We start from the raw sequence: 6,643 nt of genomic DNA on the forward strand, positions 1-6,643 counted from the left end.
TCATCGATCGAAGCCCACGGAACCTCCCCCGAAAGGGCGGTGTCCGGAGACCACTACCGAGGACCGACCCCTGTTGACCGGGGGAACGGCACGGGTGCGGTTCGTCGGGTGGAGCCCGTGGCGGGCACCACTCCGATCACACCTTACTAACAAAGAGGGAGCGGCCGAAGCCACTCCCTCCGGTTTCACCTTAGCGGCGCAGACCCAGGCGCTCGATCAGCGAGCGGTAGCGGGTGATGTCCTGCTTGGCGATGTACTTGAGGAGACGGCGGCGACGGCCGACCATCAGGAGCAGGCCACGACGGCTGTGGTGGTCGTGCTTGTGGTCCTTGAGGTGCTCGGTGAGCTCGGTGATGCGGTGCGTGAGCAGCGCGACCTGGACCTCGGGGGAGCCGGTGTCGCCTTCCTTCGTGGCGTACTCGGCGATGATCTTTTCCTTGGTGGCGGTGTCGATCGACACGACGCTCCTTCTTCCGGAATCGGTACGCAGGGCGAGCCCCGGTACATGAGGACAGGGGTTCAGACGCGGTGACCGCGCGTACGAACAGTCACCGTCGTGTGCGGTGCGCGCGGCCCGCCGCCGATGGCGTGGGTGCGCCGCGCTCCCGTCGACCCCGCCCGAACGGGCGTGACCGAACGTGGACACACGTGAACGTGACCCACCCTACCCCAGGTGACGAGGTGGAACGCCCGCGCTTTCGGTGATACCGCACTCCTCAGACGGTGTCGCCGGTCTCCGGGGCGAGCACGTCGCGGCAACGGTCGACGTCGCGGCGCATCGCGACGATGAGATCGTCCAGATCCTCGAACCGCTCCTGACCGCGGATACGCGCGACGAAGTCCACCGTCATGTCCACCCCGTACAGTTCGAGGTCGTCGCGGTCCAACGCGTACGCCTCGACGGTGCGTTCGGTGCCGTCGAAGGTCGGGTTGGTGCCGACCGAGATCGCCGCGGGCCAGCGCGACTCGTGCCCGGGCCCGGCCTCCCGACGTCCGAGCCACCCGGCGTAGACCCCGTCTCCGGGAACGGCGGTGTCCGGGTCCAGGTCCAGGTTGGCGGTGGGGAATCCGAGGAGTTCCCGGCCCCGGGCCGCCCCGTGGACGATCTCCCCGCCCACCTGATGTGGCCGCCCCAGAAGCTCGGCGGCCGTGCTCACGTCTCCCCGCTCCAGCAGGGCGCGGATCCGGGTGGAGGTGATGGTCTCCCCTTCCGCGACGAGGCGGACCCCGTCCACCACGAAGTCGAACCGCTCGCCCAGCTCGGCGAGGACGGCGACATCGCCCGCCGCGCGGTGACCGAAGCGGAAGTCCTCCCCCACCACCACGGCGGCCGCGCCCAGGCGGTCGATCAGCACCCGCTGGACGAAGTCCTCGGGGCTCAGCGAAGAGAGCTCCTTGGTGAAGGGCAGGACGCACACGGCGTCGGCCCCGAGGTCGTCCAGGAGCCCGACCCGTCGATCGATCGAGGTCAGCACCGGCGGGGTGTGCCCGCGCAGGACCCGCTCCGGGTGGGGGTCGAAGGTGACCACGACGACCGGGAGTCCCAGACGGCGTCCGTGCTCGACGGCGGTGGCCAGGAGGGCCCGATGGCCTCGGTGCACACCGTCGAAGACACCGATGGCCACCACGGAGCGTCCCTGATCGGTGGGAATGTCCCCCAGCCCGTCCCATCTCCGCACGTTCGGTTCCCCTTGTCCGTCATGGTGAAGTCGTTCCGAGTCCAGCGTGCCACGTCGCGGAGGCGACTTCCGACAGCCGACCGGTGCCGCCCACCACGCAGGACGTCCGTTCCGCCCTCGGCAAAGGGGACTTGGCCCGGGGCGGACACTCGGTTTACCGTTCCGGGATGGCGATGATCAGCACCGATAAGACTCGTCTGTCCTATGACGAGGCCGGCGACGGTCCAGCGGTCGTGTTCGCGCACGCGGGGATCGCCGATCGGCGTATGTGGGACCACCAGTTCACGAACCTGTCGAGGACCCACCGGGTGATCCGCTACGACCAGCGGGGATACGGGGGTTCGGCCGACCACGAGGGCCCGGTCCCCCACCATGAGGACCTGTTGGACCTGATGGACGCCCTGGAGATCGGGTCGGCGACCCTGGTGGGGGCGTCGTTCGGGGGCGCCTACGCGGTCGACGCCGCCTTGGCCGCCCCGGAGCGGGTGGAGGCGCTGGCACTGGTCTGCCCGGGGATGTCCGGTCACAGATGGACCGGCGAGTTCCTGCGGGAATCGCGCGAGGCGATCCTGGCCGCCGTGCCCCCGGACCGGTTGGCGACCTATCGCGCGGGCGACGCCGTGGTACTGCCGGAGGACGTCGCAGCGATGGCCGAGGCCCAGGCCCGGTTCATGGTGCTGGGGCCGGACCGCTCCCCCGAGGACCTACCGCTGGAGGCCTGGGACCTGTCCCTGTTGATGCTGCGGGAACTCTTCGCCCGCCGCTGGTCGAGTCCGGCCAACGAACCGGCCTGGCCCGAACGTCCGGCCGTGGACCGGCTGGGCGAGATCACCGTACCGACCCTGGTCGTGAAGGGTCTGTCCGAGGTCGCCGCCGTCCAAGAGGTCGCCGACCTCTACATGGAGGGGATCCCGGGCGCCCGTTCGCTGACGATGCCCGACACCGGACACCTGCCCTCGGTCGAGCGTCCGGGCGAGCTCACCGCCGCCCTCGCCGAGTTCCTGGACGAGGAGGTCTCCCCCTCCTCGACCACCCTCGGAAGGGACACGTCCCGACGGTAGGCCGGGAGGACGGCGGAACGGTGTCAGGCGGGGTCGAAGACGACCACCGGCTTCATGTGGCCGGGCCGGTTCTCGCCCAGGGCCACCACCGTGCCGTCGGGGGCGAAGAGTCCGATCGGCCCCTCCCCCAGAGAGCTCTCACCGATGCGGTTGCCGTGACGGATGGCGCGGGTCTCGGCCTCGTCCATGGTGCGCACCGGGAACGCCGCGGCCACCGCCTGGGCCAGCGGCACCTGCGTGAACTCCTTGGCGAGCTGGTCCAGGGTCCGGGCCTGGGACAGGTCGTAGGGCCCCACCCGGGTACGGCGCAGGGCGGTCAGGTGACCGCCCACCCCGAGATCGACGCCCATGTCCCGGGCGAGCGAACGGATGTAGGTCCCACTGGAACAGGTGATCACCGCGTCCACGTCCACGAGGACACCGTCGGCGTCGCTCTCACGACGGATGTCGGTGACCTCGAACCGTTCGATCGTGACCGTACGGGCCTTGAGCTCGACCTCCCGACCGGCGCGAGCCGCCTTGTAGGCGCGCTCACCGTTCACCTTGATCGCGCTGACCTGCGGCGGGATCTGCTGGATGGGACCGGTCAGCTTCGCCACCGCCGCGTGTACGTCCTCATCGGACACGGCGGAGGCGTCGACCCTGGCCCCGGGCTCGCCCTCGGCGTCGTCGGTGTTGGTCACCAGGCCAAGTCGGATCGTGGCCTCGTAGGTCTTCTCCGTCAGGGTCAGGTGACCGAGCAGTTTGGTGCCCTTCTCGATCCCCAGGACCAGCACACCGGTGGCCATCGGGTCCAGGGTCCCCGCGTGCCCCACGCGGCGGGTACGCGCCAGGCCTCTGGTCTTGGCGACCACGTCGTGCGAGGTCCAGTCGGCGGGCTTGTCGACGACCACGACGCCACTGTCGGCCATGGCACTCCTCAGTGCAGAAGGGAGAAAGGGAAGGGTGAGGACGGCGGCACCACTCGTACCGCCGTCCTCGGGGGACGGATCTACTCGTCCTCGGCCTCGTCGTCCTCACGCGGGGCCTTGTAGGGGTCGGCCTCGCCCGCGTGCTCGGCGCCGGTGGCCTTCTTGGCCACCTCCTCGTCGGACCTGCGCGCCTCGACCAGCAGCTTCTCGATGTGCTGGGCGTTCTCCTGGACCTCGTCGATGACGAAGGTCAGGCTCGGGGTGTGCCGAATGCCGGTCTGGCGACCGACCTCACTACGGATCAGGCCCTTGGCGCTCTCCAGAGCGGCGGAGCTCGCCGCCTTCTCCTCGGCGCTGCCGAACACCGTGTAGTACACCGTCGCGTCACGCAGGTCGGCGGTGATACGGGCGTCGGTCACGGTGACGAATCCCAGGCGCGGGTCCTTGATCCGCCGGTCCAGCATCTCGGCGACGATCCGCTGGATCCTGTCGGCGATCTTCCGCGCGCGTGCGGCGTCAACCATCGTCAGTCTTCCTCTTCGTTGAAGAGCCGCTGCCTGGCGGACAGCAGCTCCAGTTCGGGACGGCCCGCGACGAAACGCTCGCAGGTGTCCATCTGGTCCCTGGCGTGGGCGGCCGTGGGCGCGACCACCGCGACACCGATCTTCGCCCGACGGTAGAGGTCGTGTTCGCCCACCTCCGAGACCGACACCGAGAACTTTCGGCGCAGATCGGAGACGACCGGTCGGACCACCGAGCGTTTCTGCTTGAGCGACTGGACGTCTCCGAGGAGCACGTCCAGGGTCAACGCCCCGACGTACAAGTGATCACCCGTGGTGTTGTTGTGCGGGCCGGCAAAGGCGGGGCCCCGGACACGAACGGTCCGGGGCCCCAGGTGGATGGCTCCACGACTAGTCGCGGGGCTTCTCCTGCATCTCGTAGGTCTCGATGACGTCCTCGACCCGAAGATCGTTGTAGCCGACACCGATACCGCACTCGAAGCCCTCGCGGACCTCGGTGGCGTCGTCCTTGAAGCGACGCAGCGACTCGACGTTGAGGTTGTCGGAGATGACGACCCCGTCGCGGATGAGCCGCGCCTTGCTGTTACGGCGGATGAGGCCGTTGCGGACGATGGAACCGGCGATGTTGCCGATCTTCGGCACCTTGAAGACCTCGCGGATCTCGGCGCTGCCGAGCTGGACCTCCTCGTAGACCGGCTTGAGGAGACCCTTCACGGCGGCCTCGACCTCGTCGATGGCCTGGTAGATGACCGAGTAGTACCGGATGTCGACACCCATACGGTCCGCCAGCTCGCTGTTCTTGCCCTCGGGCCGAACGTTGAAGCCGACGATGATGGCGTCTGCGGAGGACGCCAGGTTGATGTCGTTCTGGGTGATCGCACCGACACCGCGACCGATGATCCGGATGCCGACCTCGTCGCCACCGGCGTCGATCTTGAGCAGCGACTCCTCGAGCGCCTCGACCGAACCGGACATGTCGCCCTTGATGAGGAGGAGCAGCTCGGAGCGCTCGCCCTCCTTGATGGCGGACTGCCAGTTGTCGAGGGTGACCCGACGGGCCGAACGCGCCTGCTGGGCGAAGCGCTCGCGCGCCTCACGCTGCTGGGCGATCTGCCGCGCCACCCGGTCGTCCTTGACGACCAGGAAGTTGTCACCGGCGCTGGGCACGTTGGTCAGACCCAGGACCTGGACCGGACGGGACGGCTCGGCCGACTGCACGTTCTGACCGTGCTCGTCGAGCATGGCGCGAACGCGACCGTAGGCGTCGCCACAGACGATGGAGTCACCGACGTTGAGCGTGCCTCGCTGGACCAGGACCGTGGCCATGGAACCGCGTCCGCGGTCGAGGTAGGCCTCGATCGCCAGACCCTGGGCGTCCATGTCCGGGTTGGCCTGGAGTTCCAGAGCGGCGTCCGAGGTCAGGACGACCGACTCCAGCAGGGTGTCGATGTTGTCGCCCTTGAGCGCGGAGATGTCCACGAACTGGACGTCGCCGCCGTACTCCTCGGCCACCAGGCCGTACTCGGTGAGCTGCGCGCGGACACGCTGCGGGTCGGCGCCCTCGACGTCGATCTTGTTGACCGCGACGACGATCGGGACCTCGGCCGCCTTGGCGTGGTCGATGGCCTCGGCCGTCTGCGGCTTGACGCCGTCGTCGGCCGCCACGACCAGCACCGCGATGTCGGTGACCTTCGCACCACGGGCACGCATGGCGGTGAACGCCTCGTGACCCGGGGTGTCGATGAAGGTGAGCTTGCGCTCCTCGCCGTCCACCTCGGTGGAGACCTGGTAGGCACCGATGTGCTGGGTGATACCGCCGGCCTCGCCGCTGACGACGTTGGTCTTGCGGATGGTGTCCAGCAGTCGGGTCTTACCGTGGTCGACGTGACCCATGACGGTGACCACCGGCGGGCGCGGACGCAGCTCGGCGGTGCCGCCCTCGTCCTCGCCGAACTCGATGGAGAAGGACTCCAGGAGCTCGCGGTCCTCGTCCTCGGGGCTGACGACCTCGACCTGGTAGCTGAGTTCCTCACCGAGGAGCTGAAGCGTCTCGTCGGGCAGCGACTGGGTCGCGGTGACCATCTCGCCCAGGTGCATCATGACCTGGACCAGCGACGCCGGGTTGACGTCGATCTTGTCGCCGAAGTCCGACAGGGAGGCGCCACGGGACAGACGGATGGTCTGGCCGTTGCCGCTCGGGATCTTCACGCCGCCGAAGGACGGGGCCTGAAGATCGTTGAACTCTTGACGCCGCTGCTTCTTGGACTTGCGGGCACGTCCGGGACGACCGCCCGGACGACCGAACGCGCCGGCCGTGCCGCCACCGCGGCCACGACCGCCGGGACGACCACCGAAACCGCCGGGACGACCGCCGCCGCCACCGCCGGGACGCGGACCGGCACCGGCCGGAGCGCCGCCTCGACCGCGGCCACCGCCGCCACCGGGACGACCGCCACCGCGACCGCCGCCCG

General features: G+C 69.2%; 7 protein-coding genes. 1 reads left to right on the top strand and 6 read right to left on the bottom strand.

All coding sequences use genetic code 11. From position 1 onward, the window contains the following. Positions 1–190: 190 nt before the first annotated feature. Together rpsO and U9J66_RS16940 are read right to left on the bottom strand one after the other, a co-directional pair. Positions 191–460, bottom strand: coding sequence for a 30S ribosomal protein S15 (gene rpsO, locus U9J66_RS16935; protein WP_014913440.1), 270 nt, complete (start codon positions 458–460; stop codon positions 191–193). Between the two features lie 256 nt (positions 461–716). Continuing rightward, positions 717–1,679 (bottom strand): bifunctional riboflavin kinase/FAD synthetase, encoded by a 963-nt coding sequence (locus tag U9J66_RS16940; RefSeq protein ID WP_017533638.1) that lies wholly within the window; start codon positions 1,677–1,679, stop codon positions 717–719. Positions 1,680–1,846: 167 nt separating this feature from the next. Here U9J66_RS16940 and U9J66_RS16945 point away from each other — a divergent pair, with 167 nt between their 5' ends. Further along, positions 1,847–2,740 (top strand): alpha/beta fold hydrolase, encoded by an 894-nt coding sequence (locus U9J66_RS16945; protein ID WP_193789592.1) that lies wholly within the window; start codon positions 1,847–1,849, stop codon positions 2,738–2,740. Between the two features lie 23 nt (positions 2,741–2,763). On the opposite strand, the gene truB is transcribed toward U9J66_RS16945, so the two are convergent. The 4 genes from truB to infB form a co-directional block, all read right to left on the bottom strand. Then, on the bottom strand, positions 2,764–3,651 hold the full coding sequence (truB, locus tag U9J66_RS16950) for a tRNA pseudouridine(55) synthase TruB (protein ID WP_017533636.1): 888 nt from the start codon (positions 3,649–3,651) through the stop codon (positions 2,764–2,766). An 80-nt stretch (positions 3,652–3,731) separates the two neighbouring features. Then, positions 3,732–4,175: a 30S ribosome-binding factor RbfA gene (gene rbfA / locus U9J66_RS16955; protein ID WP_014908642.1), complete on the bottom strand. Its 444-nt coding sequence runs from the start codon at positions 4,173–4,175 to the stop codon at positions 3,732–3,734. A gap of 2 nt (positions 4,176–4,177) precedes the next feature. After that, on the bottom strand, positions 4,178–4,474 hold the full coding sequence (locus U9J66_RS16960) for a DUF503 domain-containing protein (RefSeq protein WP_014912439.1): 297 nt from the start codon (positions 4,472–4,474) through the stop codon (positions 4,178–4,180). Between the two features lie 88 nt (positions 4,475–4,562). Then, positions 4,563–6,643: translation initiation factor IF-2 (infB, locus tag U9J66_RS16965; protein ID WP_326338133.1), on the bottom strand; the 2,081-nt coding region annotated here is incomplete at its 5' end.

The sequence above is a fragment of the Nocardiopsis sp. LDBS1602 genome (assembly GCF_035818715.1).
In the GTDB taxonomy this organism is placed as follows: Bacteria; Actinomycetota; Actinomycetes; order Streptosporangiales; family Streptosporangiaceae; genus Nocardiopsis; species Nocardiopsis alba.

Coding starts and splice junctions, on each gene's coding strand:
- U9J66_RS16945 (WP_193789592.1), top strand. CDS start 1,847: ATGGCGATGATCAGCACCGATAAGACTCGTCTGTCCTATGACGAGGCC.
- rbfA (WP_014908642.1), bottom strand. CDS start 4,175: ATGGTTGACGCCGCACGCGCGCGGAAGATCGCCGACAGGATCCAGCGG.
- truB (WP_017533636.1), bottom strand. CDS start 3,651: ATGGCCGACAGTGGCGTCGTGGTCGTCGACAAGCCCGCCGACTGGACC.